Below are 26,364 nucleotides of genomic sequence, written 5' to 3'. Positions count from 1 at the left end.
TGTCCCCGAAAAACAAACACAAAGCGAGCACATAGTAAACCACGACGCGCGCGGGCAACAACCGGACCCGCTTTTCCTGCCGATCCGCAGCCGCGATCGCCTCATCCACCAGATCACGATCCACCAACCGCGTCAGGACGCCAATACCGATCGCGTCCGTCAAACGCCCATGGTCACTCACGATCGACTGCAAATCGCGCATCACGCCCACGCAGAGAAACTACCGCACAGCACACTAAAATCAACGACAACCCGGCCGCAGTCAGACACAAGATTCGCTAAGTAAGTGGCATTGGTCCTCAGGGGGCCGTGCCCTTGGCCAGGATAGCGAGGATTGGCCGGTGGGGCCTTGGAACGGCGGGTGGCTGTGGATAGCTCTGGGGGTTGTGGATAGCTCGGGGTGAGGTTGGGGGCGGGGTGAGGCTGGAGGCGTGGTGAGGCTGGGGGCGTGGTGGTGGCGGGGGTGGTGGTTTACCGGTGCGGTTGGGGTTTGTGGCCTGGTGTGGGGGAGTGGGGGCGGCGCCTGGTCATGGCGGTGAGGGCTGCGCCTGTTGCTAGGAGGAAGGCTCCTGTGGTGGCTAGCCAGGCGCTGGCGGCCGGTCCCGTTGCGGCAAGTGGGGTTTCGGGCTGGTCTGGCTGTGCCGGCGTCGAGAGCAGGGGCAGGGCGCAACGGGCTTCCGTGACGGCTGCGGTGGCGACCGTGGTGGAGGTCTGGCCTACCGGGGGTGGGGGAGTCCTGGCCGGCGGCGGGGCGGTGGGGAACGTCGTCATCGACCGCGCGACGGTGCCCCTCTTCCCTTCGCCGCCGGCCTTGTCGGTGGCGGTGAAGGTCCAGTTTGCCTTCTCGCCGGCTCGTAGGTCGATCCGGAAGGTCAGGGTCGGCGAGGTCCAGTTGATCGTGCCTGGGCCGCTGGCGTCGTTGTTGTAGTCGGCGTTGGCGACCACTCCGCTGAGGTCGTCGGCGATCGTCACCGGGTAGTCCCCGACCTGGTCGAAACTGCCGCCGTTGATCGCCGCCACGGCGTAGGTGTACGTGGCGCCCGGTTTGACGGACTGGGGCGGATCGGTCACGAGGATCGTGAGGTAGGCGGTCAGCACCTCGGTGCGGCACTCGGGGGCGGTCCCGTCCGCGCAGTTGGTGCCCGGCGCGGTGACCGCGTTGCGCAGGACCTTGTTGCCGGCCGGCACCCGTCGAGGCAGGGTGACGCTGTAGGTGATGGTGGCCTTCTGACCAGCGTCCAGCCTGCTCTGCCAGGTGAGCGCGGCGGCGGTGTAGGCGGGCGCCGGGCCGGTGGAAGCCGCCGCGTCGTTGTTGTAGGTGGCGTCGTCGACGACGTCGGTCAGGTCGTCGGTGAGGTTCACCTCGCCCGCTGCGGTTCCCCGGTTGACCACATCGATGGTGTAGATGACCTTGTTGTCCGAGACCGCCACTCGTCGATCGACGTTCTTGACCACGGTGATGTCGGGGGCGGGCTTGGGCGGCACGACCACGACGACCGAGGTCACGCACGGGGTGCTCGCGCCGACGCCGGGCGCCTGCGCGCTGACCGTGCTGGCCAGCGTGCCGTCACCGCCCGAGGCGCGGGCGGTGACGGAGTAGGTGAACCGTGCGGCGGCGCCGGCGGCGAGGTCGAACGTCCAGGCGAGGGCAGTTGGGCCTACGGCCAGTTGGGCGCCGTCGCCAGAGGTTGCGTCGTTGTTGTAGGTGGCGTCGTCCAGCACGCCGGTGAGGTCATCGGTCGCGGTGACGCCGCGCAGCGCCGAGCCGCCCGTGTTGCGGACCTCGACCGTGTAGACGACCTGGCCGCCGGGCTGGACCTGCCCGGTGCTGGCCGATTTGGCGATGGTCAGTTCGCCGGGCGTTGACTGGGCTGAGGCCGGGGCCGCCAGTGGCACGGCCGCGAGAGCGGCCAGTAGGACGGCTGCGGCGACTCGTTGTACGGCAAGGGATCCTCTGCCGGTGGCCGGTCGTTGTCGGCAGGTGCGCTTGTTCTTGCGCTCGGGCGAATCCATACGCGACAGCACCACGAAGGCCCCCAGCCCGATCACGGTCAAGATGTCCACTTTGACCGATCCTGACCGGCGATGGTGTGCGTCAACTCGACCATGGGCGTGTCGGAGCCGGTTAGTCACGTAGGACCACTCATGCGCCAGGCTGTCGTCGGAGCGAGGATTCGCCGATGGGTCTGGTTCGTGTTCTCGCCTCGGTTGCGGCGCTGTCGGTTTGCGGGGTCCTCGTTGCCGGTTGCAGTCTTGGGGGATCAGCGGACAGGGGCTCCGGCACGTCGGTTGCCGCGGCGCACGGTGCGGGGCCTGACAACGGGGTGGAAGGGCTTGCGGCGGAGGCGATCGCGGCCAGGGCCAGGGATGCGGCAGCCAGGGCCGGGGCGATGCGGGTGAAGGGCGTCATGCCCTTCCTGGGCAAGAACGCCACGTTCACCTTCGACCTCCACGTCGCCGGTGACAGGGGCGCGGGCTCGATCACCTTCGCGGAAGGGGGCAAGCCCGGAATTCGATATGAGTTCGTGGCGGTCGACGGCAAGACCTACGTCCGCCCGTTGGACGAGCAGACCTGGAACGCCCTGGCCGACAGCCCGCTGGCCGGCCAGCGCTTCAACGGGAAATGGCTGCTGGAGGGCCTCGACAGCGGCGATGTGCCGGTGGCACAGCTCAGTAGGGCGAGCTCGGTCCTCGACTGGACGCTGGCCGACTTCCCAGCCACTCCGGGGAAGCTGGTGAAGGTCCCGGCCAAGGATGTCGATGGAGTGAAGGTCATCGGCCTCACTCCCGCGAGGATCGACCACGCCGAGGGCACTCTGTAGGTGGCCGCCACCGGCGAGCCGTACCTGGTCCGGCGGCAACTGTCCGACGGCGCTCCGGGAGTGCCCCAGAGTGAGATGTCCTTCAGCGAGTTCGGTGTGGTGCCAGCGATCTCCGCGCCCCCAGCCGACAGCATGGTCACCATGGAGCAAGTGCGGAAGGCCGTCGGCTAAGGCGGCGGCTGACCAAGCGCATGCACAGGTCGGGCATCTCGGACCGTTGCTGCGGCGCGATCACGGTGTTGGGCGGTGCGGTCCACGGCGACCATTGGGCGGTGGTGGCCGTGGGCCGCCGAGGGACCCGGTCTACATGCCGGTCTTGCCGTCGATTCGCTCGCGGAGCAGGTCGGCGTGGCCGTTGTGCCTGGCGTACTCGGCGATCGAGTGCACCAGGATCCGGCGCAGCGAGATCGGCTTGCCGTCACTTTGCCTGATGCCGGTCTCGTCGAGCGACGCGGTGTTGGCGACGATCTCCCTCGACCGGGCGCACTCCTCGCGCCAGACGGCGAGCGCCTCGTCCACGTCCCCGTCGAGAGTGTCGAAGTCCTGGTCCGGGTCGTCGTCGCTGTAGTACAGGTGCGGAAGGTCCTGCTTGGCGAACTGCATGGCGAACCACCACCGCTCGACGCCGGCCAGGTGCCGCAGCAGGCCGTGCAGGCTCAGCCCGGACGGCGGAATGCCCTTGTCCGACAGGCGTTCCTTCGGGACTCCGGTGCACTTGAGCTCGAAGGTCGCGCGATGCCAGTCAAGGAAGGCCGTGAGGATCTCGCGCTCCTCGCCGACCAAGGGCAACTCGGCCCGCTCGCCATCGACCCAGTCCTGCGAGTAGTTCTCGGGTGGAATCGTCTCCATCCGGCGAGCGTGCCATCGGGCACCGACAGTCCGCCTCGGCGCTTCACCGACCCAGTGCCTCGGCCAGCTCGGCGAACCCGGCGACGGCGAGGTCGCAATCGACGTCCGCTCGCCGGTCGGCCTCCCGGTGGGGTCCCTTCTCCACGGGGCGCTCGACGAACGCCGTCCGCATGCCAGCTTCCCGCGCGCCGGCGAGGTCCCAGCCGTGCGCGGCGACCATCAACACCTGCGCCGGCTGGACATCGAGCAGGCCGGCCGCGTGCCGATACACCCGTGGGTCCGGCTTGTACGACCCGGCGAGTTCGGCGGAGATGATGCAGTCGAACGGCAACCCGGCCGCCTTGACCAGGTTGGTCAACAGTGCGAACCCGCCGTTGGACAGCGCGGCGACGACGTACCCTCGGCCCAGCCTGCTGAGCCCGTCCACCGCGTCGTCCCAGGCCGGCAGCCGATGCCAGGCGCGCACCAACCGTTCGCGCGAGGCCTCGTCGAAGGCGTCGGCGGCGCCGAACGCGAGCAGCAGGTCGTCGAGCGACTCCCGGTGCAGCACATCGAGCGTCGCGAACGGCCCTTCGCCGACGATCACCCGTCGCAACGACGGCGCGTACCGGTCCCGCCACGCCTCGGCGAACGCTCCACCGTCCAACTCGACGCCCCGCTCGGCGGCGATCTCGTCGACCTGCCGGGAGACCCCGGTCCACCAGTCGACGGTCGTGCCGAAGATGTCGAAGGCGAGCACCCGCACCTGGTCCAGCATCGGCGACCTCCACTCGAGTCCCGCCTCACTGTCGCGGATCCTCGGCCCCGTGTCAGCCGCCATTGATCGGACCTCTATTGTCAACATTCGGACAATCACGGTGATCGGAGAGCCGCGTGGACGAGGTGCCCGGCCTGCGCAGCGCGCAGCGGCGAGGGTTGGCCGAGGAGGCCGCCGACCGCATTCGGGAGGCGATCTTCGACGGGGCGTTCCCGCCCGGCGCGCCGCTGCGGGAGGTCGAGCTGGCCGCCGCCCTGCGGGTGAGCAGGGGCTCGGTGCGCGAGGGCCTCACGCGGCTGGATCGCGAGGGCCTGGTCGAGTCGGAGTGGCACCGGGGCTGCCGGGTGCGCACGCTGTCCGCCGCCGACGCCGACGAGCTGCACACGCTGCGGGCCGCGCTGGACGAGCTGGCCATGCGCACCGCCGCCGCCAGGGCGACCGAGGCCGACCTCGCCGGGCTGGGCGACCTGGTCGCCGGGCTGGAGCGCGCGCGGGACCTCGACGCGCCGACGGCCGACCTGATCGCGCTGGACATGCGGTTCCACGACGGCGTCTACCGGGTGACCGGTCATCGGCGGCTCGGCGAGGCGTGGGCCGCGATCCGCTCGCAGATCTACCTCTTCCTGCTCATCAGGACCCGCGGCGCCGAGGACTACCGCGATCTGGTGGTTGAGGAGCACCGCGACCTCGTCGAGGCGCTGCGCTCCGGCGACCAGGACCGCGCGGCGCGGCTCGGCACCGAGCACGTGCACGGTGGCTACCGGCGACTGCTGGACGGGCTCGGCGCCGATGTCGACTGAACCCACGCGGCCCGTCGACGTGCTGATCGCGTCGCCGCTGCGGCCGGAGCACGTGGAGCTGATCGCGGCGGTCGATCCCCGCGTCCGGGTGCACTACGCGCCGGACCTGCTGCCGGTCCCCGCGCACGCCGCCGACCACACCGGAACCCCGCGCGAGCTGACCGCCGAGCAGCGGCGGCGCTGGCGCGACCTGCTGGCCGTCGCCGAGGTCAGCTTCGGGCTGGACTGGTCCGACCCGGCCGCGATGCCGGCGAACTGTCCCCGGCTGCGCTGGGTGCAGGGCACCAGCGCGGGCATGGGCGGCTACCTGGCCGCCGTCGACCTGCTCGACGCGGACTTCGCGATCACCACGGCCGCCGGGGTGCACGGTCGTCCGCTCGCCGAGTTCGCGGTGGCCGGCGTGCTGCACTTCGTCAAGGACGTGCCGGGCCTGCTCGCCGACAAGGCCGAGCATCGCTGGGTACGGCGGCTGACCGCGCAGCTGGCCGGCCGGCGGGTGCTGGTGGTCGGGCTCGGCGGGATCGGCAGGGAGATGGTCGCCGTGTTCGCGGCGCTCGGCGCCGAGGTGCGCGGCATCGGCAGGGCCGGCCGCGGCTACGACATCCCCGACCTCGCCGAGACGCGCTCCTTCGAGGACCTGGACGGCGCGCTGCCCGACACGGACGTCCTCGTCCTGTGCTGCCCGCTGACCGAGCAGACCACCGGCCTGCTCAGCCGCGCCAGACTGGACCTGTTGCCACGACAGGCGATCGTGGTGAACGTCGCGCGCGGCGCGGTGCTGGACGAGCCGGCCCTGCTCGACGCGCTCCGGAGCGGCAGGCTGGCCGGCGCGTGCCTCGACGTCGTGGCGACCGAGCCGCTGCCGGCCGACTCGCCGGTCTGGGACACGCCGAATCTGCTGCTGTCGCCGCATTCCGCCGCCAACGCGGCGGAGGAGAACGAGCGCATCGTGACGCTGTTCGCGCAGAACCTCCTGCGCTACCTGGCCGGCCGTCCTCTTCGGAACCTCTTTGACCCGGCCAGGGGCTACTGACTCCTGACCGCGCGGCGGCGCGCGGTCAGTACGCCGTGGGTGAGCACCCCGAGCACCAGGCCCCAGAACGCCGAGCCGACCCCGAACATGGTCAACCCGGACGCGGTGACCAGGAACGTCACCAGCGCGGCCTCGCGATGGTCCGGCTGCTGCATCGCGCCGCTCAGCCCCGACATCAGCGCCCCGAGCAGCGCCACCCCGGCGATCGCCGCGACGAGTTCCTTGGGCAGCCCGGTGAACAGCGCCAGCAGCGCCGAGCCGAACAGCCCGACCACGATGTAGAACAGGCCGCAGAACACCCCGGCCGGGTACCGCCTTCGAGGGTCGGGGTGCGCCTCCTCGTTGGTGCAGATCGCCGCCGTGATCGCCGCGAGATTGATCGCGTGGCTGCCGAACGGCGCGAGCAGCACCGAGGTCAGCCCCGTCGACCCGATCAGCAGCCGGTCGTTCGGCCGGTAGCCCGACGCGGTGAGCACGCCGAGCCCCGGCGCGTTCTGCGAGGCCATCGTCACCACGAACAGCGGGATGCCGATGCCGACGATCGCGGCGACGCTGAACGCCGGCGTCGTCCACTCCGGCCTGGCCAGCGCGAGCCGCACGCCGGACAGGTGCAGCTTGCCGCTCGCGGCGGCGGCGACCACGCCGAGCACCAGCCCGCACAGCACCGCGTACCGCGCGCTGAACCGCTTCACCACGACGTAGCCGACCAGCACCGCGGCCGGCACCAGGGGAGTGCCGCCGAGCGACCGGAACAGGTCCGTGCCGAAGGCGAACAGGATGCCGGCCAACATCGCGGACACGATCGCCGTCGGCACCTTCGCGATCAGCCTGCCGAACAGGCCGGAGAAGCCGATCACCGTGATCGCCACGGCCGCCACCAGGAACGCGCCGATCGCCTGCGCGTAGGGATAGTTGTGCAGGCTGGTCACCAGCAGCGCCGCGCCCGGCGTCGACCACGCGGTGATCACCGGCATCCTGGTCCACAGGCTCAGCACCGCGCAGGTGATCCCGCTGCCGAGCGAGACCGCCCAGACCCAGGACGTGGTCTGCCCGGTCGTCAGCCCGCCGGCCTGCGCCGCGGTGAGCACCACGACCATTGGCCCCGAGTACGACACGACGACGGCGATGAAGCCGGCGACCACGGCCGACACCGACAGGTCGCCGAAGAACCCGTTGCGGCCGGCCGCAACCGCTGGTGTCGACGCGCGGACGTCCTCGGTCACCGGTGATCCTCCAGTCGTGGTGCTTCGTCGACCGCGGCGCGCTTGAGCGCCTGCTCAAGGTCCGCGATCAGGTCGTCGGGGTCCTCCAGCCCGATCGACAGGCGCAGCATGTCAGGCGGCGCGGTGCTGCCGGGTCCCTCGAACGTGTGGCGGTGCTCGATCAGGCTCTCCACCCCGCCGAGCGAGGTCGCGGCCAGGAACAGCTCGCAGTTCCTGGCCACCCGCAGCGCCAGGTCGCCTGGCCCGTCCACGTGCAGGGACAGCATTCCGCTGAACCCGTCGCGCATCTGCCGCGCGGCCACCGCGTGCCCCGGGTCGCCGGGCAGCCCTGGGTAGGCGACCCGGCGGATCACCGGGTGCTCGACGAAGTGTTCCGCGATCCGCTGCGCGCTGGCCGAGATCTGTCGCATCCTCGGGAACAGCGTCTTCATGCCGCGCACCAACAGGTAGGTCTCCAGCTGGCCGGGCACCGCGCCGCCGAGCTGCCGGTGCAGCCGCAGCCGCGCCCAGTGCTCGTTCTCCGTCGAGGTGGCCAGGAACCCGCCGACGACGTCGGTGTGCCCGTTGAGGTACTTGGTCGCCGAGTGCATGATCAGGTCGGCGCCGAGCTCGAACGGCTGGGTGTGCACCGGCGTCGGCACCGTGTTGTCGACGCCGAGCAGCGCGCCCGCCTCGTGCGCGATCTCCGCGCAGGCGGCGACGTCGGTGACCACCCAGGTCGGGTTGCAGGGGCTCTCCACCCACACCAGCGCGGTCGGCGCGGCGCGCACGGCGGCACGGACGGCGTCGAGGTCACCGGTCGGCGCGGCCGCCACGACGAGGCCGAGCTGCGGCCCGAACTCGCGCAGCCAGCGGGTCAGGCCGAAGTACATCGTCTCCGGCACCACGACCCGCGAGCCGGCCGGCAGGGTGGCGAACACCGCCGTCGCGGCGGCCATCCCCGAGGAGAACAGCAGCGCGTCCGTGCCGCCCTCGAGCCTGTGCAGCACCGATTCCGCCTGCTCGACTAAGGGGCTGCCCTGGTCGCGCAGGTAGGCCATGCCGGCGGGCAGTGCGTAGTCGCCGGTCCGTGCGTAGGTCGCGCCGATCGTGATCGGCGGGGGCACCGCGCCGGTCACCGCGCAGCGCCAGCCGTCGGCCTGGGCCGCGACGGTCTCCCGCCGGTAGTCCTGCCGCCACGGCGAGTACGTGCTCCTATTGGACGGTTGCATCGTTGTTCTCCTTGTCCTGCAACAGGGTGGTCGGGAAGCCCTGCACAGGGGCGTCCAGCAGGGTCGCGGCGACCGCGTGCGCGTCGCGCGTGGCGCGCGACGGGGCGTTCGGCGTGACCACGTAGTGGTTGTAGTAGCTGCTGCCCTCCGCGAGCGGCCCGAGCAGGAACAGCCGTGGCTGGCCGTGCCCGCCCGCGTCGACGGCGCGGTGCAGCCGGTCGACCCGCGCGCCGAGCGGTGCGCGGCCCGCCGACACCGGCGACAGCCGACCGGACCTGGTCAGCGCGCGCAGCAGCGGGTTGGGCGAGTCGGCGAGCGCGGCCGGCGCGCTGTGGCCGGTGACCACCTCGGCCACCTCGACGACCTCGGGATCGGCCAGCCCGGTCGAGGACAGCCGCCAGCCGTCCCCGGCGCGCTCGATCGACGGCGCTGGGCCGGGACCGAGTTCGACCACGCCGGCCGCGAGCAGCGCGAGCAGCTCGTCGTGCCGCTCCAGCTGCGGCCCGATGACCAACCGGTTGGCCGCGCCGGTGAACCGGCCGTAGAACCAGTCCCGCGACGCCTCGGTCAGTCCGTCGCCGTCCACGGCGGCGCGCAGCACCTCGCGGTGGTCGCGCAGCACCTCGAGGGACTCCTTGACCGCGCTGATCCCCAGCCCCCTGCGGGCCTGCCGGAGGTCCTCGGTCAGCTCGTCCACGTACCAACGCCGATAGCCGGCCGCGTGCCGCCGCGCCTGCGCCGGTGGCTCGCCGAACAGCAGCGCGCGGAAGTCCGGTTGGGCGCCGGAGCCGCCGAGCACGGTCCACCGGTGTGCCATCTCCGCGAGCACCAGGGGCAGCACGTCGGTTTCGAAGTCCAGTCGCCCGCCCGGCCGGTCGGCACGCAGCTCGGCGATCCGCTCGGCGGTGAGGTGCCTGGCGGGCTCCGGCCGGCGTCCCGGGGTGAGCCTCGGCCGCGCCCGCGCGGGCCTGCCCTCGCGGGAGACCAGCACGACCGTGGGTTCCTGCCCGCTCGGCGCGTAGCGCAGCCGGCCGTCGGCCCCGGTGTGGAATGAGCCGCCCCTGCCGACGGTGAGCGCCGCGAGCACATCCATCCCGGTCAGCCCGACGCCGAGCAGCGCGACCCTGGCCGAGGCCGGCAGCGTGGCGACGGCGGCGGGCAGCGGGTAGGGCCGCCCGTCGGGAGCGGCGCCGTCGGCGCCCGGCTCGTGGTCGCCGTGCCCGACCGTGACCACGGCCTGGTCGACCAGCAGGGCACCGCCGTCGGCGAGCACGACCTGCTCGGCCGCGCCCTCCGGCCGGACCTGCGCGGCGGCCTGCCGGTGGTGCCGGATCTCCACCCACTCCGGCGCGGCCCGCACGATCCGCTCCGCCGCCCAGCCGAGGTAGTCGCCGAGCAGCCTGCGGGGCAGGTGGTCGGCCGGTTCGACCGGCCGCCCGCCCATTCCGATCCGGAGGCCGCCGTCCTGGCCGATCCGCACGTCCCGCTGCCGGCACCACTCGTACAGCGAGGGGCCGCCGACGGTCCGCACCGGCGCGCCGAGCATGTCCCGGTCGGTGAACGCGGTGAGCTGCGCGCAGACCGTGTTCAGCAGCAGGTAGTCGGGCTGGTCCGGCAGGTGCATGCCGACGCCGAGAGCACCGGGCTCCACGACGTGCACGAGCAGCTCCCGCCGGGTCTCGGCGGCCCGGCCGATCAGCCGCTCCAGCAGGCCGAGGCCCCTTGGCCCGCAGCCGATGATCGCGACGCGTCGCCTCACCATCGCGCGGTCTCCCCGAAGAAGTCGGGGATCTCCACGACGCGGCCCTGCGCCTTGGCCTGCTGGTGCACGTAGTGGCCGACCGCGAGGTCGAGCACGCCGAGGCCGAACGGCGAAAAGATCGTCGGCAGGTCGGGGTCGAGCCGGTCCCGGCCGGTGAGCACGCCGGCCAGCGTGCCGGTGACGAAGTCGCGGTTGCCGGTGAGCTGCTCGGCCAGGTGCGGCGAGGTGTTCGCCTTCATGCAGTGCTCGACGTCGTCGAGCACGTTGTTGGCCCGCAGCAGCAGCTGCGGCGCGAGATCGCGCAGCGACACGTTGAGCACCAGCTGGCCCGGACGGAACGCGTGCTCCTCGGTGATGTAGGGCGTGCCGGCGGTGGTGGCGAGCACGACGAGGTCGCACTCCAGCGCGCCGGCCAGGTCGACCGCGCGCACCTCGCCGGCGCCGCGCTCGCGCAGGTGCCCGGTGAGCGCCGTCGCGGAGGCCGCGTCGAGGTCGTGGCAGCGCACGTCGGTCATCGGCACCCCGACCCCGGACAGGTAGGCGCAGATCGTGCGGGCGATGACTCCGGCGCCGACCACCCCGACGGTGCGCGGGGCCGACCCGCCGAGGGCCGTGGCGGCCAGCGCGGCCGAGGCGGCGGTGCGGGCCGCGCTGATTCCGGCCGCCTCAAGCAGGGCGATCGGATAGCCCGTCGCGTAGTCGTTGAGAATCAGCACCGCGGACGCCCTCGGCCGGCCGGACCGCACATTCCCCGGGAAGCTCGCGATCCACTTGAGGCCGGCCAGGTCGACGTCGCCACCGAGATAGGCCGGCAGCGCGATGATGCGGGAGTCCGGCTTCTCCGGGAAGCGGAGGAAGTAGCTGTCCGGATTGACGCTTGCGCCGCTGTCATGAGTCAGGTAGGCGCGCTCCACGAGCGCGACAACTTCTTTCTCATGATCTCGCAGGAGATCGGAAACAACACTTCCGGAAATGACGGAGAACTCAAACATGATTGATCAGCCCTGTTCCAAGCGATGCTGTTTCCGTGGAGTCGAGCAGGTCCGCGCCGAAACGCTGGGACACCCACTCGTCGTGATAGATGGTGTCCAGGTAGCGATCCCCGAGATCCGGTGAGATCGCGAGCACGCGGCTCCCCGCGGGAATGCGGTCGCGCCAGGCGGTGACCGCGGCGAGCACCGTGCCGGACGATCCGCCGAGCAGCAGGCCGTAGTCCCGCCCGACCCGCCGGCAGGTGCGGATCGTGTCCGCCTCCGGCACCAGCAACTTCTGGAAGGTGCCGTCGTCGCGGAAGATCTCCGGGCGGCGACTGGTGCCCAGCCCGGGGATCCAGCGCCTGGAGGGGGGTCCGCCGAACGACACGGAGCCGACCGAGTCGACCGCCACGATCGTGGTGGACGCGCTCTCGTCCCGGAATCGCTCGACGCAGCCCATCAGCGTTCCGGTGGTGCCGGCGCCGACGAACAGCCAGTCCGGCGCGCCGAAGCCGTCCAAGATCTCCTGGGCGGTGCGGTCGCGGTGGACCGCGGTGTTCGCCGGGTTGGCGTACTGGTTGAGCCACACCACATTGCGGCTCGTGGCCACGCGCTGGCGCACGTAGTCGATTCGGGTCTGTAGGAATCCGCCGTTGCGGTCACGGTCGCGCACCACGACGACCTCGGCGCCGAGGGCGCGCATCAGCTGAATGCTGCGCGCGTTGGCGTTCGGATCCGTCACGAGCGTGATCGGATATTTCCTGGTCGCGCACACGGTGGCGAGCGCGATACCGAGATTTCCCGAAGTGGATTCGATGAGTGCGGAGCCAGGGCCGATGAGATCCCGTTGTTCGAGGCTGTCGACGAGCGCGACCGCGGTCTTCAGCTTTATCGAACCAGCCGGATTGAGCCCCTCGAGCTTGAGATGGGTGTCGAAATGCGGCGCGAAGCCGGGTAGCTCAAGAAAGATTTCGCCCGTCACGACATCATGGGCATGTTCGAATATCACGCGCTTCCCCCAAGTTACGCGTACCCCAGATCAGACGCGCAGCGGCACGTCGTGCCGCCGGCATCCGCCGTTGGTCATCGTTGTCGACGACATAGTCACGCTAGAGGTGATCCACGAACGGGGCAAGCTTTTTCGGACACTTCCGCCATAGCGCAGTCGACGAGGACAAAAAGATAACCCGTATGGAGTAGTGAATAGCTCGGCTGGTGCACCCAAGGACCGGCCGGCTGCCCTTTTGGTCGCACTCTGTTATCAAATTCAACGAGTTTGGTTGCACCAACAACCGAATGACGTCCCGGCGCTTCGCCCGAGGTTTACTGACGGGGCGGTGACTGTGTCGCGGGTCACAGGCCTGCGCGGATGCTGGGCCGCACGGGCGCACCTGCGTTCAGGTGGAGTGAATCTTTTGCTGACTGCCAGTCAACACGGTCGCTGGCTATACCCGATTAGTCCGGAAATAACTAGCTATGGTAAAGGTTTTCCAGTCACGTCCGCCTTCGTCATCCATTCATCGGACGGTTGTCAACGTTTGACAATCGTGATACCGGGTCGAGGGTGCTTCGCTATCCTGACTAAGGTCACGCCTGCGCATGGTTGAAGCGTCACGAACATCAAGTATCACTGGAATAGCGTAGTGGTTCGGCTGGACCTTTCCAGGCGAACCTGGCTAACTGGAAAGGCCGTCAAGAGCGGCTTGTTGAGCGCGTCGAGCGCGAGTGGGAGTCGATCCGGACCGCAGCACCGAAGTGCGGTTCAGTAACACGAGTGGGGTGTAGTGACCGGGCTGCATGGTCGTATTTATACGGGCCTTCACGCTTACCGTCCTCGCCTAGTCGGCAGAGCGCGTCGGCGCGAAAGCCTCGGAGGTCACCCCGCCGCACCAGCCGGTTCAGCCTCTTGGTCCCTCCGGCGGCCCGACCCGGATTCGATTCCGACGTTCCGTCGGCACCATTGCCGGTATCCACAGTTGCCAGAGTTGGGTGGTCCGCGCGTCGAGATCACTGTTCCCGGTGAGCGCCCTGGACAGCAGCTGGCTGCCGGTGAACCCCCCGACCAGCGACTCGGCGACGGCGTTGACGTCGAGATCGTTCTCCAGGTCGCCGTCCTCCCGCGCCCGCATGAGCAGCGCGCGCACGACCGTGATCCAGCCGGCGAACTGCGGGCCGCCCTGCCTGCGGAAGAGCCCGGCCTCGAACACCAGCAGGTTGGCCGCCCGTATCACCGGGTCGGTCCGCAACTGCCGGCTGAACGTATAGGAGAGGTCGATCAGGCTCTGGAGGCCCGGCTTCGCGGAGTCGCCAGCCTGTTCGAGCGCGGCTTGCCACACCCCGCCCTGTTCCTCCATCACGGCGATGGCCAAGGCGTCCTTCGACGAGAAGTGAAAATACAGCGCACCCTTCGTGACACCCGCTTTGCGGCAGATGTCGTGCAGGTTGGTGGCCGGGAATCCCTTGCGGTCGAACACCTCGGCCGCCGCGCGCACCAGATTCTGACGGGTTTCCCTGGCATGGTCGCGATATCTCATCGAAGATCACCTCGCGCACACCCTAGCGAGTGGCGACTTCCCGCTTCCCCTGTTGGTTCCACTGTGATGATCGCCGCACCCGTTCAGTCGTACCCGCGTACGGCCTGTGACAGGTGAACCTGAGGTGTTGGACCAAGGGAGTTGCGAAGAATGGACGTCGTCACTACGACGATCGGCTTTGAGCGGGTATTCAGGTTGTCCGCGCAATGGCCGCGCGCGCACGCCGGAATCGACCCGGAACCGCGCCGGCGCGAAGCGCTGCGGCGACCGTGTGTTGGCGCCGCGCCGACCCGATGGGGCGCGCCATGATCGACGTCCGGGCGTCGACGCTCCAGGCCGCGCACCAGCTGATGACCCGCTTCGGCGCGCACGACGCGCCCGGTGTCGCGAGGCTGTTCGCCGAGACGGTCCAGTGGCGCTCGCCCGCGATCGAGGGCGCGCCGTGGCCGAACTCGGTGCGCACCCGACGCGAGGTCGAGGGCTACTTCTGGGCGCTGTTCGACACCCTGCACCTGGAGACCTTCGGTGTGCAGCGCGTGCACCTGGACGGCGCGGACGCGGTCGTGCTCGCCGTTGCCCGCTACCGCGTGCCGAGCACCGGGCGCGAGTTCTCCCAACACCTGGCGCTGGTGCTGACCGTCAACCACGGCGAGATCCACCGCTTCTCCCTGTACCAGGACACCCTCGCCGTCGCCGACGGGCTTGGGCTGGTCAGCGCGTCAGCCGGCCGCGCGTCGCCGGCATGACCGCTCGCCAACACCGTTCGAGGACCAGGTCAACCGACCACGAGTGAGAAGGAGCAGCAGATGTACCTGCAAGGCAAGGCCGAACCGACCTGGCAGTTGATCCGCCGGTTTCGGGACAGGCAGGGCCTCAGTCAGCAGGCCCTCGCCGAGCGCCTCGCGGTGATCTCCGGCAACAGCAGCATCACCCGCGAGCACGTGTCCCGATGGGAGCGTGGCAAGAGGATTCCCAACCCGTACTGGCGCGTCTGGCTCGGCCGCGCGCTGGAGATCCCGCCGGAGTGGCTGGAGCGCGCCGCGATGATCGCGCGGCGGGTCAGGGTGATTCACGACTCCACCAGCCACGAGTACAGCCTGGAGAGCCTCGGTCTCGGCAGTTGGGGAGACCATGTGGGTTGATGGCCATTGGGCGTGCCTCGGCACGGCCCGGCGCCACCAGGCAGGTGTTTCCGCCAGGTGGCGCCGGGGGTAGCGCTCTCAGCGCGGTGCGCTGGGCCGCCGCACCGATGAGTCCCTTATCCCGCACCGAGTTCGTTGGCGACACCGAGCTCGTAGAAGCCCCGGCCGAACGTCGCCACGACCAACCGCTGGTGCACGCGGTCGTAGGCAAGGTCGTCCACGGGCACCAGCGGCAGCCCGGAGCCGAGCCGGCTCCACCTGCCGTCGCCCGAGGCGCTGACGAACACACCCTGGTCGGTCGCCACGTACAGCGTCCGACCCGCGCCGAGCACCACCTTGTTGACCGGGGCCGCCGGCAGGTTGCCGGACAGGTCCGTCCACGACGCCCCGGCGTCGCGGGTGCGCAGCAGGTGCGGCTGCGCGGAACCTGAGCGATAGCCGGACAACGACACGAAGGCCGTGGCGGGGTCGCGCGGGTCGACCGCGATCCGGGTCACCCACGGCTGGTTGATCAGCACGTTCGTCCAGTGCGCGCCGAGATCCCTCGTCACCCACACCCGGCCGTCGTCGGTGCCGACCCAGATCGTGTTCGGGTCGGAGGCCGAGGCCGCCACCGTGGTGATCGTGCCGAACGGATAGGTGTCCCGGCTCGGCCCGCCGGTGAGGTCCTGGCTGATCGGCGTCCAGGTCACCCCGCCGTCGGTGGACCGGTTGAGGCGGTTTCCGCCGTAGTAGAGGACGTTCGGGTTGCTCGGATCGAACTGCACCGGGGTGAACCAGTTGCGTCGGTCGGCCGTGGTCGCGTCGGTGAAGTCGGTCATCGTGGTGCCGCCGTCGGTCGACCGCGCGCAGTTTCCGTACTGGTAGCAGGCGAACACGTTCTGCCGGTTCTTCGGGTTGATCAGGTTCTGCTCGCCGTCGCCGCCGTAGTAGGAGTTGAAGTCCGACCCGCCCCACGAGCGGATCGACCCGTTGTCCTGCGCGCCACCGGAGACCCGGCGGGTGTCCTGCGGCGTGATCGCGACGCTGTAGAACTGGGTGAACGGCTCGTAGGTCGCCTTGGTCCAGCCGCTGTCCCCGGCCGCGTCCGAGCGGAACACGCCGCCGTCGTCGCCGGCGTACACCCGCGACGGGTAGCGCGGGTCCCAGATCAGCGCGTGTTCGTCGCCGTGCAGCGCGCCGCCGTCGTCGGTCCAGGTGGTCCCGCCGTCCAGCGAGGTGAGCAGCGGAACGCCGGCGACGTGCACGTGCCGCGCGTCGTGCGGGTCGACCCAGACCTTGCCGAACCACCAGCCGTAGCTGGACTGCGAGTCGGTCAGCGGCGCCGAGTCGGGCAGCTTCGTCCAGTGCTCGCCCGCGTCCGGCGAGGTGTAGAAGCCCGCGAACGGGCCAGCCGTGCTGTTCACGATCGCGTAGACCCTGCCGGGTTCGGACGCCGACGCGCCCAACCCGATCCGGCCGACGGTGGGGCCGGCCGCCGGCAGCCCGCCGGCCAGCCGCTGCCAGGTCGCGCCGCCGTCCACCGAGCGGTAGACGCCGGAGCCGACGCCGCCGTAGGTGCGCTTGTCCGGTTCCCTGCGGTGGTCCCACAACACGGCGTAGAGCCGCTGCGGGTCGGCCGGGTCGAACTGCACGTCGGACGCGCCGGTGAACTCGTTGGGCACATCCAGCACCCGCCGCCACGAGCCGCCGCCGTCCGCGGACAGGTAGACGCCCCGGTCGCCGCCCGCCGAGTACAGCGATCCGTTGGCGGCGGCCAGCACGCGCGCCGGGTTTCGCGGGTCGACCGCGATCGCGCCGATGGTGCCGGAGTCGCGCAGGCCGACCGGCCGCCAGCTCGCGCCGTGATCGGTCGAGCGGTACACGCCGGTGCCCTCGTAGGTGACGCTGCCGCCACCGGGGTTGGGCTCGCCGGTGCCCACGTACAGGGTGCCGTCCTTGGCTGCGGCGACCGCGCCCATCGCCTGGGTGCCGTCGGCAGGCCAGGACGGCGCGAAGGTCTGGCCTGCGTCGGTCGACTTCCACAGGCCGCCGCTGGCCGCCGCCGCGTAGACGGTGTCCGCGCGCTGCGGGTCGAGCGCGAGGCTCACCACCCGGCCGCCGATGTTGGTCGGGCCGATCGACCGCCACGCGCCGCCGCGCGTCGGCAGACCAAGCGCTTGCTTGGCCGCGGTGTCGTAGGCGTGCCTCGGCAGGGTCTGGCCGGGCACGGTCCGCTGTATGTAGCTGTAGTCGGCCGGTGCGGCCGGCCCGCCGTCGCTCTCGCCCGGCGGCTCGGCCCCGACCGCAGCGGGGGCGGTGAGCACACCGCCCAACAGCCAGGCGACCGCGCCGGCCGCAACAAAGCTCTTGCCTAACAGGGACAACCGCATCCGAGCACCTCCGGCAGGATGGTGACGAGACGTGACCGGAAGCGGACGCTAGGAGAGCGCGCCTCGTGCCGACACCGCCGAACGGCCCAGCGGGCCCGGTGTTCTGGAGGCGTGATGGCCAGAGGGCCGAATCAGAGCGGAGTGCCCAGCAGGTGCACGCCGAGGACGATCAGCGAGCCGCCGGCCACCCGGTCGATCACCCTGCGCACCCGCGCGCGGGACAACACCCTGGCGAGCGCCCCGATGGCGACCAGCACGACGGTCCAGTACGCCAGCCCGACGCCGACCACCACCCCGCTCATCAGCGCGGTCTGCGCCAACGGGTGCCGCCCGTCCGGCATGAACTGCGGCAGCAGACTGGTGAACGTCAACACGGCCTTCGGGTTGAGCACGTTGCACAGCAGCCCGCGCCGGTAGGCCGACGCCCGCCCGCACGGCGCCAGCTCGGCGACGGTCGGGGCCGCGCCGGACCGCCGCGCGGCGAGCAGCGCGGCCACGCCGAGGTACACCAGGTAGGCCGCGCCGAGCACCTTCACCACGGTGAACGCCTCGGCGCTCGCCGCGAGCAGCGCGGAGATCCCCAGCGCGGCGGCGGTGGCGTGCACGCACAGGCCGCTGACGATGCCGCCGCCGACCGCCCACCGCACCGCGCCGCCGTACCCGGCGTGCCGCAGCACGAGCGCGAAGTCCGGGCCGGGCACCACGAACATCACCCCGACCACCAGCAGAAACGCCGGCCAGTCCACCCCCATGACGCGATCCCCCAGTCAGTTCGGCGCGTGACGCGCGACCGGGGGTCATCCTGAGCGAGGGGAGCGGGCGCGCAGGCCCGAGCCGAACTGGGCGGGGCCGATCGGGCTGTTTGCCGCACGCCGTGCGGCGCCCATCGGACGCCGGGGCCGCGCGGCGAACAAAATCGCGCGGCCGGTGCGGGGGAATCGGGTCCGGCAGCGCGGCGCGCCGCCGGACCCGTACCGTGGGGCCAGCCCCGATCCTGACTTGCTGGAACCACGACCGGGCAACGTTAGCGGACTCTCGTATCGCCGTGGTGGCTGACCGGTGATCGCGGTGTGACAACGCCTGGTTGTGACCTCGGCGGCCGGCGGCGATCTGACCCCGCCCGGACCCCGCGAACCGGTCGATCACGGGCTCCCGGCAGGCCGCCGCGGCGGCCTCCGCGACCGTCCCGCTGGGACACGTCGACGGTCGACCGAGCAGGCGGGGACGGTGCCGCGTTAGGCCGTCCGATACCGTTCCCGTCGGCGGCGACCGGCGTCGCCCCGGTTTTCCCGGTCTGTGCGCCGCACGAAGGGATGGTCATGGGAGAGAGCACCCCCAAGGTGACGGTCGTCGTCCCGACCTACAACGAGCGGGACAACCTGCCCACGTTGGTCGGCCTGCTCGCCGAGGTGCCCGTGCCGAACCTGCACGTGCTCGTGGTCGACGACAACTCTCCCGACGGCACCGGCGACGTCGCGGACAAGCTCGCGACCGACGCGCCGATTCCGGTGACCGTGCTGCACCGCACGGAGAAGGACGGGCTCGGCCGCGCGTACGTCGCCGGGATCACCCGCGCCCTCGAACAGGGCGCCGACATCGTGATCCAGATGGACGCCGACCTCTCGCACCCGACCAGCGTGCTCCCCGCGATGGTCGAGACACTGTCCACTTCGGACGCCGCCGTGGTGCTCGGCTCCCGCTACGTCGAGGGCGGCTCGGTCGCCGGCGAGTGGGCGTGGCACCGCAAGGCGCTGTCCGCGTGGGCGAACTTCTACGTCAACACCATCCTGCGGCTGCACGTGAAGGACGCGACGGCCGGCTTCAAGGCGTGGCACGCCGACACCCTGCGCGCGATCGACGTGCCCTCGGTCCGCAGCAACGGGTACGCCTTCCAGGTCGAGATGAACTACCGCACGGTCCGCGGCGGCATGCGGATCGCCGAGGTGCCGATCCGTTTCGAGGAGCGCACCAACGGTGTCTCCAAGATGAGCCTCGGCGTGCAGATCGAGTCGGCGCTCATGCCGTGGAAGCTGCTGTTCGGCAGGAAGCTCGGCTAGACCACCCCAGATAGGCCACCCCAGCTAGACCACCAGGGCCGTTCGTCGCCCGGCCAGTCGACCGTGTGCGGGAAGACCGAGGTCGGCGCGGTCCTATGGTGGTCCGGTGCGGGTGGATTTCGAGATCGTCGAGGTGTTCGGGACCGAGCCGTTGTCCGGCGGTCCGTTGCCCGTGGTGCTCGGCGCGGGCGCGCGCTCGGACGAGGTGCTGCTGCGGCTCGCGGCGCGGCTGGCGATGCCCGAAACCGTCTATCTCGACCGCGCCGCGACCGGCGAGCTGTCCGTGCGCATCTGCACCCCCTACGTCGAACTCGGGTTCGCCGGCCACCCGCTGCTCGGCGCCGCCGCCGTCGCGGTCCGCCGCGAGCTCGCAGCGCCGGGCTGGGTCCGGCTGCACACGCGCGACGGGGTCGTCCGGGTCAGGGTGGACCGGGAGGGTCGGAGCGCGACGCTGGAGGAACGGCCCTGCGCGGTCGGGCCCGAGGTGCCGGCCGAGGCGGTGTGCGCGGCCGTCGGGCTGCCCGCCAGCGCGGCCATCGGCCCGGTGAAGGTGGCGGGCGCCGGACTCGCCTACGCCTGCCTGCCGGTCGGCGCGGCGACCCTGCACCGCGCGCGGCCGCTGCCGGAGCGGGTGGCCGCGCTGCCGCGCCGCGTGCCCGCGCTCGCCGAGGTGTACGGCGTCGCCGTCCTCGTTCCGGACCTGCCGGTGGTGCGGACCAGGGTGTTCGTGCCGGAACCTGCCTGCGCCGAGGACCCGGCCACCGGCTCCGCCGCGCTCGCGCAGGCGGCGTGGCTGATGGACACGGTCCTGCCGAGCGGCTCGCCTGCCGACCTCGAGTTACGTCAGGGCACCGACCACCTCGGCTACTCCCGGCTGAACGTGCGCGTCCGCCGGTCGCCGGGCGGCCGGGTGCTGGCCGACGTCGGCGGGGCCGTGGCCGGGTTCGCCAGCGGCACGCTCACCCTCGACGGCGGGCACGCCGTCGACCGCTCCGAGCCCTGCGGCTGACCGAGCCTGCTCTTAGGCGCCCGCGGAGCGGGTGAACCGGCCGCGCGGGAGGGTGCGCAGCTCCTCGTGGTGGTGCACGACCTGACGGACGGTCTCCACCACGTGCGGATCGTCCACCACGTACACCTGCCGGCGCCCCTCGCGGCGCGCGTGCACCAGCCCGGCGAGCTTCAGCTTGGCCAGGTGCTGGCTGACCGCCGCCACCGTGCCGCCGATCTCGGTGGCCAGCGTGGTGACGTCGCGCTCGCCGGAGGCCAGCAGCCACACGATCTGGAGCCGCGCGGTCGCGGCGAGCATGCCGAACGTCGCGGCGGCGTCCTGAAGCAGCTGTTCCGGCAGCGGCTCGGCGGCCGAGGGAGGGTCACTCGATCTGGGCAACGTCATCCTTCCGGGTGGTTGTCCACCCAGCCTGCCTGTCGCACGTCACTTGCGCAACCAATTGACTGGCTTCGAGTTGCGATGTCTACTGACCGACGTCAGCGTTACCGACGAGTGCGAGGAGGTGAGCCGCATGACGGCCGGAGAGAGTACGAGTCGCCACGCGGACCCAGGCGCGCCCTCCGCCCACGAGAAGCCGCCCGGCCAGAGCTCCTGACCCGAGCTCCGCCCCCATGGTGCCCGCGTGGTTCGCGCCGTCGTTGCCAGACACGGTTGACGCCCAACAGCACAGGACACCATGAACCTCGCACCTCCTGGCCGCGCGCGCCGCCGCCGCGCCGCGCCGCTGCCCGCCTCCGAACTGGTCGCGCTCGCCGACGTGCCGCCGCTGTGGCTGTTCCAGCAGGTCGCGGGCTCGCCGAAGGGGCTGACCGAGGCCGAGGCGTCCCGCAGGCTCGTCTCGGCGGGCGAGAACGACGTCGACGCGACCCCGGTCCCGCCGTGGCCGGCGCAGCTGTTCGCCGCCGCCGCGAGCCCGTTCGTCGCGCTGCTGCTCGTCCTCGCCGCCGTCCTCGCGATCGTCCGGGACGCGCGCGGTGCCGCGATCGTCGGCGTGATGGTGCTGCTCAGCGTCCTGCTGCGGTTCCGGCAGGAGTACCGCTCGCACCGTGCGGCCGCGCGGCTGCGCGCGCTGGTCACCACCACCGCGACCGTGCGGCGGCGGGCCACCGACGGCGACGCGCCGACCGACCGGGAGGCGCCGCTGGAGGACCTGGTGCCCGGCGACCTCGTGCTGCTCGGGCCCGGCGACCTGGTCCCGGCCGACCTGCGGCTGCTCACCGCCAACGACCTGCTGGTCGACCAGGCGCCGCTGTCCGGCGAGACGCTGCCCATGCGCAAGCACGAGCCGACCGGCAACGGCACGCCCCGCGCCGCCGACGCCGACCCGCTCGACGAGCCGTCGCTGTGCCTGGCCGGCACCATGGTGGTCGGCGGCACCGCGACCGCCGTCGTCGTCGCGACCGGCCGGGGCACCTACTTCGGCTCGCTGGCCCGCACCCTGTCCGCCCGCCGCCCCGACACCACCTTCGACCGGGGCGTTCGCTCGGTCGGCTGGACGCTGATCCGCTTCATGCTCGTGCTGACCCCGGTCGTGCTGGCGATCAACGGACTCACCAGGGGCGACTGGTTCGAGGCGTTCCTGTTCGCCGTCTCGGTCGCCGTCGGCCTCACCCCCGAGATGCTGCCGGTGATCGTGACGACGAACCTCGCCAAGGGCGCGCAGTTCATGTCCCGGCGCAAGGTGATCACCAAGCGGCTCAACGCGATCCAGGACCTCGGCGCGATGGACGTGTTGTGCACGGACAAGACCGGCACGCTCACCGAGAACCGCATCGTGCTCGCGCAGAGCCTGGACGCCGCCGGCCGATTCGACGACGAGGCGCTGGAGTACGCCTACGTGCACGGCCTGTTCCAGTCCACCCCGGCGAGCCAGCTGGACGAGGCGGTGCGCGACCACCTCGATCCCGCGCAGGCCGTCGTCGTCGAGGCCAGGTTCCGCCACCTCGCCGAGATCCCGTTCGACCACGAGCGCCGCTACTCGACCGTCGTCGTGACGATGGCGAAGGACGCGCATCTCCTGATCGCCAAGGGCGATCCGGACACCGTGCTGACCCGCTGCGCGCACGTGCGGGTCGACGGCGAGATCGCGCCGCTGACCGACGCACTGCGGCGCGAGGCGCTCGAGGTGGTGAAGGCCAACAACCGGCACGGCATGCGGGTGCTCGCGGTCGCGGCGAAGGAGTCGCCTGCGCGGCTCGGCGGCTACCGCAGGGCCGACGAACGCGACCTCGTGCTGGTCGGCTTCGTCAGTTTCCTCGACCCGCCAAAGGACTCCGCCGGCGCGGCGCTCGCCTCGCTCGCCGAGCACGGCGTCACGGTGAAGGTCGTCACCGGGGACAACCGGCTGGTCGCCGCGCGGGTCTGCCGCGAGGTCGGCCTCGAGCCGGGCGAGGTGGTGTCCGGCCCCGAGATCGACCGGCTCGACGACGCGGAACTCGCCGCGCTTGCCAGGCGCACCAAGGTGTTCGCCAAGGTCGGGCCCGCGCAGAAGGCCAGGATCGTCCGGGCGCTGCGGGCCGGCGGGCACACCGTCGGGTTCCTCGCCGACGGCACCAACGACGCCGCCGCGCTGCGCGAGGCCGACGTCGGCATCTCGGTGGACTCCGCGGTGGACATCGCCAGACACGCGGCCGACATCATCCTGCTGGAGAAGGACCTGACCGTGCTGGCGCACGGCGTGGTCGAGGGCAGGCGAACGCTCGGCAACACGATGAAATACGTCAAGATCACGGCGAGCTCGAACTTCGGCAACGTGCTCAGCGTGGTGGCGGCCAGCGCGTTCCTGCCGTTCCTGCCGATGCTGCCGAGCCAGTTGCTCGCGCAGAACCTGATCTACGACGTGGCGCAGCTGGCGCTGCCGTGGGACCGGGTCGACGCCGAGTACCTGCGCAGGCCGCGCCGCTGGTCCGGCGGCGACCTCGCCAGGTTCATGGTGGTGTTCGGGCCGGTCAGCTCGCTGTTCGACCTGGCGACCTTCGCGGTGCTGTGGTGGGTGCTCGGCGCGAACTCCGTCGACCAGCAGGCGTTGTTCCAGTCGGGCTGGTTCATGGAGGGCCTGCTCTCGCAGGCGTTGGTGGTGCTGGTGATCCGCACGAGGAGCGTCCCGTTCCTGCGCGGCAGGCCGTCCTGGCCGGTGGCGCTGATGATCGTCGGAGTCGCCGCGGCCGCGCTGTTCCTGCCGTTCGGGCCGCTGGCCCCGACGCTGCGGATGCAGCCCCTGCCGCTGAGCTACTTCCCTTGGCTGCTGGGCATTCTGCTGACCTACTGCTGCCTGGCCCAACTGATCAAGACCGCGTACGTGCGGGTCACCGGGGCCTGGTTGTAGCGACATGCGAGGAGAGACGGGCACATGACGACGCTGGAGACGTTGCTGCGCATCGGCGCCGGGTTCGGCCTGGGGGCCGCGATCGGCTTCGAGCGGCAGTACCGCGCGCGGATGGCGGGGCTGCGCACCAACGCGCTGGTCGCGGTCGGCGCGACACTGTTCGTGCTGTTGTCCTCCCACGGCTTCAGTGGTATCGCCGACCAGGGCAGCGCCGACCCGACCAGGGTGGCCGCGCAGATCGTGTCCGGCATCGGTTTCCTCGGCGCAGGCGTGATCCTGCGCGACGGCCTGAACGTGCGCGGGCTGAACACGGCGGCGACGCTGTGGTGCTCGGCGGCCGTCGGCGCGCTCACCGGCGTCGGCCTGTACTTCATCGCGTTCGCCGGCACGGTGGTGGTGCTGATCGCCAACGTGGGGCTGCGCAGCCTCGGCCGACTCGTCGACAAGCGGCCCGACACCGGCGACGAGACCAGCACCACCTACAGCTTCCTCGCGGTGACCAGGGACGACGCCGAGGCGCACATCCGCGCGCTGGTGGTGCAGGCGTTGACGCACACCGACTTCAGCCTGCTGTCGATGATCAGCAGCAACAGCCCGGTCGAAGGCTACGTCGAGGTCCGCGCCGAGCTGACCGCGGACCGCAGGGACGACAAGCAGATGGAGTCGGCGGTGAGCCGGTTGAGCATGGAGCCAGCGGTGACCACAGTGCGCTGGGACGTCAAGGTGACCCACGAGAAAAACGAGGCGAACTAGTGGCCGTGCTGCGATCGTTCCCCTCGGCCGAGGCGCTGCGCCGACCGCGCCAGAGCCTGGTCGACGTCGCCGTGGTGGCCGGCGCGGCGACGCTGCTATGGGGCCTCGTGCAGCTGTCCAGGGGCGTGACCGCGCCGTTCGACTCCGCCGCGCCCGCCGCCGCGATCTCCACCGATCCCGCCGACCTGCCCTACTACGCGGCGAGGTCGCTGCTGCGGATGTTCGTGGCGCTGGTGGCGTCGGTGGCGTTCACCTTCGTCTACGCCACCGCGGCGGCCCGGCTGCGGCGGGCCGAGAAGGTCCTCCTTCCCGCGCTGGACATCCTCCAGTCCGTGCCGGTGCTCGGCTTCCTCTCGGTCACCGTCACCGGGTTCATCGCCCTGTTCCCCGGTTCGACGCTGGGGCTCGAGTGCGCGTCGGTGTTCGCGATCTTCACGGCGCAGGCGTGGAACATGACCTTCGCCTTCTACCAGTCGCTGGTGTCCCAGCCGCGCGACCTCGACGAGGCGTCCAGGATCCTCAGGTTGTCGCGCTGGCAGCGGTTCTGGCGGGTGGACGTGCCAGGCGGCATGATCCCGCTGGTCTGGAACGGCATGATGAGCTTCGGCGGCGGCTGGTTCTTCCTGGTCGCCTCCGAGTCGATCAGCGTGCTCAACCACCAGTTCACGCTGCCCGGCATCGGCAGCTACGTTGCGGCGGCCTCCGATGCCAGGGAACTGAACCACGTGCTGCTGGCCATCGGCGTGATGGTGGTCATGGTGATCGGGGTGAACGTGCTGTTCTGGCGGCCCTTGACGGCCTGGGCGGAGCGCTTCCGGGTGGAGGACTCCGAGGCCGCGCAGGCGCCCCGCAGCGTGGTGCTCAACCTGCTTCGCCGGTCGCGGCTGCCGAGGGCGCTCGGCCGGGTCCTCGGCCCGCTCGGCGCCCCGATCGACCGGGTGATGGCGGTGTTCGGGCTCGCCGAGTACCCGCTGCGGACGTCGCCGACCCGGCGCAGGGCGGGAGACGTGGTGTTCGGCGTCGCCGTGCTCGCCGTCATCGCCTGGGGGCTGCTGCGCGCCGTGGAGTACGTGCGGTCCACCGTCGGCCTCGGCGAGTTCCCGCACGCGCTCGGCCTCGGCCTGATCACCTTCGGCAGAGTGATCGTACTCGTCGTGGTCGCCACCCTGGTCTGGGTTCCGATCGGCGTGTGGATCGGGTTGAACCCCAAGGTGTCCAGGCTCGCCCAACCTGTGGTGCAGGTGCTCGCCAGCTTCCCGGCGAACTTCCTGTTCCCGCTGGTCACGGCCCTCCTCGTGGCCACGGGCATCAGCCTGAACTGGGGCGGCATCCTGCTGATGAGCCTCGGCGCGCAGTGGTACGTGCTGTTCAACGTGATCGCCGGGGCCAGCGCCGTGCCCAACGACCTGCGCGAGGCCGCGGCCAGCCTGCGGCTGCCCCGCTCGCTGTGGTGGCGAAAGCTGATCCTGCCGGCGATCTTTCCCAGCTACATCACCGGCGGCATCACCGCGGCTGGCGGCGCGTGGAACGCCTCCATCGTGGCGGAGATCGTCAAGTACGGGCCGACCACGCTCACCGCGACCGGTCTCGGCGCGTACGTCGCAGAGGCCACCTCGGCCGGTGACTTCCCAAGGATCCTCGTCGGCGTCGCGGCCATGAGCTTGTACGTGGTCGCGCTGAACCGGTTGTTCTGGCGTCGGCTCTATGCACTCGCCCAGCAGCGCTACACCCTGTAGACCCG

The 26,364-nt window shown here is 71.1% G+C and carries 23 protein-coding genes; 10 read left to right on the top strand and 13 right to left on the bottom strand.

Features of this window, described 5'->3' with window-relative positions:
• Both F0L68_RS34990 and F0L68_RS34985 read right to left on the bottom strand, forming a co-directional pair.
• Positions 1–202, bottom strand: a 202-nt coding sequence (locus F0L68_RS34990; protein ID WP_188316996.1) for a transposase domain-containing protein, incomplete at its 3' end; no start/stop codon positions are given.
• A gap of 269 nt (positions 203–471) precedes the next feature.
• On the bottom strand, positions 472–2,064 hold the full coding sequence (locus tag F0L68_RS34985) for a DUF7927 domain-containing protein (RefSeq protein ID WP_149854175.1): 1,593 nt from the start codon (positions 2,062–2,064) through the stop codon (positions 472–474).
• 260 nt (positions 2,065–2,324) lie between these two features.
• On the opposite strand from F0L68_RS34985, the gene F0L68_RS42820 reads away from it, so the two are divergent.
• Positions 2,325–2,822, top strand: coding sequence for a hypothetical protein (locus F0L68_RS42820; protein ID WP_188316995.1), 498 nt, complete (start codon positions 2,325–2,327; stop codon positions 2,820–2,822).
• A gap of 303 nt (positions 2,823–3,125) precedes the next feature.
• On the opposite strand, the gene F0L68_RS34975 is transcribed toward F0L68_RS42820, so the two are convergent.
• Positions 3,126–3,671 (bottom strand): DinB family protein, encoded by a 546-nt coding sequence (locus F0L68_RS34975; RefSeq protein WP_149854174.1) that lies wholly within the window; start codon positions 3,669–3,671, stop codon positions 3,126–3,128.
• A gap of 43 nt (positions 3,672–3,714) precedes the next feature.
• On the bottom strand, positions 3,715–4,428 hold the full coding sequence (locus F0L68_RS34970; RefSeq protein WP_149854173.1) for a haloacid dehalogenase type II: 714 nt from the start codon (positions 4,426–4,428) through the stop codon (positions 3,715–3,717).
• Between the two features lie 116 nt (positions 4,429–4,544).
• Between F0L68_RS34970 and F0L68_RS34965 the strand changes: the two genes are divergently transcribed.
• Together F0L68_RS34965 and F0L68_RS34960 are read left to right on the top strand one after the other, a co-directional pair.
• On the top strand, positions 4,545–5,228 hold the full coding sequence (locus F0L68_RS34965) for a GntR family transcriptional regulator (protein WP_149854172.1): 684 nt from the start codon (positions 4,545–4,547) through the stop codon (positions 5,226–5,228).
• Positions 5,218–6,261 carry a D-2-hydroxyacid dehydrogenase gene (locus F0L68_RS34960; protein WP_149854171.1) on the top strand — a complete coding sequence of 348 codons (1,044 nt, stop codon included), beginning with the start codon at positions 5,218–5,220 and terminating at the stop codon, positions 6,259–6,261. Before F0L68_RS34965 ends, F0L68_RS34960 begins: the two co-directional genes overlap by 11 nt.
• Here F0L68_RS34960 and F0L68_RS34955 read toward each other — a convergent pair.
• The 6 genes from F0L68_RS34955 to F0L68_RS34930 form a co-directional block, all read right to left on the bottom strand.
• Complete coding sequence (locus F0L68_RS34955) at positions 6,255–7,484, bottom strand: benzoate/H(+) symporter BenE family transporter (protein ID WP_223199406.1); 1,230 nt, start codon at positions 7,482–7,484, stop codon at positions 6,255–6,257. The genes F0L68_RS34960 and F0L68_RS34955 overlap by 7 nt on opposite strands.
• Positions 7,481–8,695, bottom strand: a complete 1,215-nt coding sequence (locus tag F0L68_RS34950; protein WP_149854170.1) for a trans-sulfuration enzyme family protein — start codon at positions 8,693–8,695, stop codon at positions 7,481–7,483. Before F0L68_RS34950 ends, F0L68_RS34955 begins: the two co-directional genes overlap by 4 nt.
• Positions 8,679–10,457 carry an FAD/NAD(P)-binding protein gene (locus F0L68_RS34945; RefSeq protein ID WP_149854169.1) on the bottom strand — a complete coding sequence of 593 codons (1,779 nt, stop codon included), beginning with the start codon at positions 10,455–10,457 and terminating at the stop codon, positions 8,679–8,681. Before F0L68_RS34945 ends, F0L68_RS34950 begins: the two co-directional genes overlap by 17 nt.
• Positions 10,451–11,449 carry a 2,3-diaminopropionate biosynthesis protein SbnB gene (gene sbnB, locus F0L68_RS34940; RefSeq protein ID WP_149854168.1) on the bottom strand — a complete coding sequence of 333 codons (999 nt, stop codon included), beginning with the start codon at positions 11,447–11,449 and terminating at the stop codon, positions 10,451–10,453. Before sbnB ends, F0L68_RS34945 begins: the two co-directional genes overlap by 7 nt.
• Positions 11,442–12,413 (bottom strand): 2,3-diaminopropionate biosynthesis protein SbnA, encoded by a 972-nt coding sequence (gene sbnA, locus F0L68_RS34935; RefSeq protein ID WP_223199405.1) that lies wholly within the window; start codon positions 12,411–12,413, stop codon positions 11,442–11,444. The genes sbnB and sbnA overlap by 8 nt, the downstream gene beginning before the upstream one ends.
• A gap of 916 nt (positions 12,414–13,329) precedes the next feature.
• Positions 13,330–13,965, bottom strand: a complete 636-nt coding sequence (locus F0L68_RS34930) for a ScbR family autoregulator-binding transcription factor (RefSeq protein ID WP_149854167.1) — start codon at positions 13,963–13,965, stop codon at positions 13,330–13,332.
• A gap of 305 nt (positions 13,966–14,270) precedes the next feature.
• On the opposite strand from F0L68_RS34930, the gene F0L68_RS34925 reads away from it, so the two are divergent.
• Both F0L68_RS34925 and F0L68_RS34920 read left to right on the top strand, forming a co-directional pair.
• The gene (locus F0L68_RS34925) at positions 14,271–14,711 is read left to right on the top strand and encodes a nuclear transport factor 2 family protein (RefSeq protein ID WP_188316994.1); all 441 of its coding nucleotides are present in this window, start codon (positions 14,271–14,273) and stop codon (positions 14,709–14,711) included.
• 60 nt (positions 14,712–14,771) lie between these two features.
• Entirely contained in the window at positions 14,772–15,107 is a 336-nt protein-coding gene (locus F0L68_RS34920; protein WP_149854165.1) for a helix-turn-helix domain-containing protein, read from the top strand.
• Between the two features lie 116 nt (positions 15,108–15,223).
• Here F0L68_RS34920 and F0L68_RS34915 read toward each other — a convergent pair whose 3' ends face one another.
• Positions 15,224–17,479, bottom strand: a complete 2,256-nt coding sequence (locus F0L68_RS34915) for a WD40/YVTN/BNR-like repeat-containing protein (RefSeq protein WP_149854164.1) — start codon at positions 17,477–17,479, stop codon at positions 15,224–15,226.
• Between the two features lie 131 nt (positions 17,480–17,610).
• Positions 17,611–18,231 (bottom strand): LysE family translocator, encoded by a 621-nt coding sequence (locus tag F0L68_RS34910; RefSeq protein ID WP_149854163.1) that lies wholly within the window; start codon positions 18,229–18,231, stop codon positions 17,611–17,613.
• A gap of 567 nt (positions 18,232–18,798) precedes the next feature.
• Between F0L68_RS34910 and F0L68_RS34905 the strand changes: the two genes are divergently transcribed.
• Together F0L68_RS34905 and F0L68_RS34900 are read left to right on the top strand one after the other, a co-directional pair.
• Positions 18,799–19,536 (top strand): polyprenol monophosphomannose synthase, encoded by a 738-nt coding sequence (locus F0L68_RS34905; protein ID WP_149854162.1) that lies wholly within the window; start codon positions 18,799–18,801, stop codon positions 19,534–19,536.
• Positions 19,537–19,642: 106 nt separating this feature from the next.
• Positions 19,643–20,545, top strand: coding sequence for a PhzF family phenazine biosynthesis protein (locus F0L68_RS34900; RefSeq protein ID WP_149854161.1), 903 nt, complete (start codon positions 19,643–19,645; stop codon positions 20,543–20,545).
• A 12-nt stretch (positions 20,546–20,557) separates the two neighbouring features.
• On the opposite strand, the gene F0L68_RS34895 is transcribed toward F0L68_RS34900, so the two are convergent.
• Positions 20,558–20,929, bottom strand: coding sequence for an ArsR/SmtB family transcription factor (locus F0L68_RS34895; protein ID WP_149854160.1), 372 nt, complete (start codon positions 20,927–20,929; stop codon positions 20,558–20,560).
• Between the two features lie 292 nt (positions 20,930–21,221).
• Here F0L68_RS34895 and mgtA point away from each other — a divergent pair, with 292 nt between their 5' ends.
• From mgtA to F0L68_RS34880, 3 genes are read left to right on the top strand one after another with little or no spacing between them, the layout of a single operon-like run.
• Positions 21,222–23,870, top strand: a complete 2,649-nt coding sequence (gene mgtA / locus F0L68_RS34890) for a magnesium-translocating P-type ATPase (protein WP_149854159.1) — start codon at positions 21,222–21,224, stop codon at positions 23,868–23,870.
• A gap of 24 nt (positions 23,871–23,894) precedes the next feature.
• Entirely contained in the window at positions 23,895–24,623 is a 729-nt protein-coding gene (locus F0L68_RS34885; protein WP_149854158.1) for an MgtC/SapB family protein, read from the top strand.
• The gene (locus tag F0L68_RS34880; protein WP_149854157.1) at positions 24,623–26,359 is read left to right on the top strand and encodes an ABC transporter permease; all 1,737 of its coding nucleotides are present in this window, start codon (positions 24,623–24,625) and stop codon (positions 26,357–26,359) included. The genes F0L68_RS34885 and F0L68_RS34880 overlap by 1 nt, the downstream gene beginning before the upstream one ends.
• The last annotated feature ends 5 nt before the right edge of the window (positions 26,360–26,364 follow it).

The organism is Solihabitans fulvus (assembly GCF_008386585.1).
Taxonomy (GTDB): domain Bacteria; phylum Actinomycetota; class Actinomycetes; order Mycobacteriales; family Pseudonocardiaceae; genus Solihabitans; species Solihabitans fulvus.
This window is presented reverse-complemented; position numbering and strand designations above follow the sequence as displayed.